Origin of the sequence: Aequorivita sinensis, from assembly GCF_006346335.1 — a bacterium.
Classification (GTDB): Bacteria; Bacteroidota; Bacteroidia; order Flavobacteriales; family Flavobacteriaceae; genus Aequorivita; species Aequorivita sinensis.
Map to the genome: position 1 here is coordinate 1 of NZ_VDMC01000068.1, position 553 is coordinate 553.

Sequence of the window (553 nt, forward strand, 5' to 3'; positions counted from 1 at the left end):
AACGGTTCCGGCTAAGAAACGTAGGGGATTTCGAGCTGCGTTCTTGTCGACCGAGACAAGAACAAAGTAAGGAAATCCACCGTTTCGGGCTGCACTGCAACCCCTATGTTTTCTTAGCCATTGTTGTGCGTAGGCTTTTTTATTTTTTCTTTAATCAGTCCGACAATAAGTAATGGTAAAGTCACTAAAATTCCAATAATCATTATCGGAATGAAATATGGATAGTCTTCGTAATTCATGTTTTCCGTCAGAAAGGTCAAATAAGACATAAAGAAAAACACTGTCAAAACGGTCAATACAACTTTTAGTCCTTTACGTTTAGCAAAATAAAATGCTAATACTGTGAGAAATCCTGATATTAAGTTAACGTTGTTAAGTACATCTATTTCAGACGTTCCAAAGAGTTTTTCAAATGGGTACAGAAAAATTCCTTGTCCTTGAAGCATGATTATTTGTCCAACTGGAACGAAAGAAGTTACAGTCATAATCAACAATGTTGTCAATGGTATTTTAGTGTCTTCTGTTTTCATTTTTCAGCTTACGCACAACGGTT

Annotated in this window: 1 protein-coding gene; it reads right to left on the reverse strand. The window is 36.0% G+C overall.

The features are described from left to right. Positions 1 to 113: 113 nt before the first annotated feature. On the reverse strand, positions 114 to 485 hold the full coding sequence (locus tag FHP04_RS14425; protein WP_139856849.1) for a hypothetical protein: 372 nt from the start codon (positions 483 to 485) through the stop codon (positions 114 to 116). Between the last annotated feature and the right edge of the window lie 68 nt (positions 486 to 553).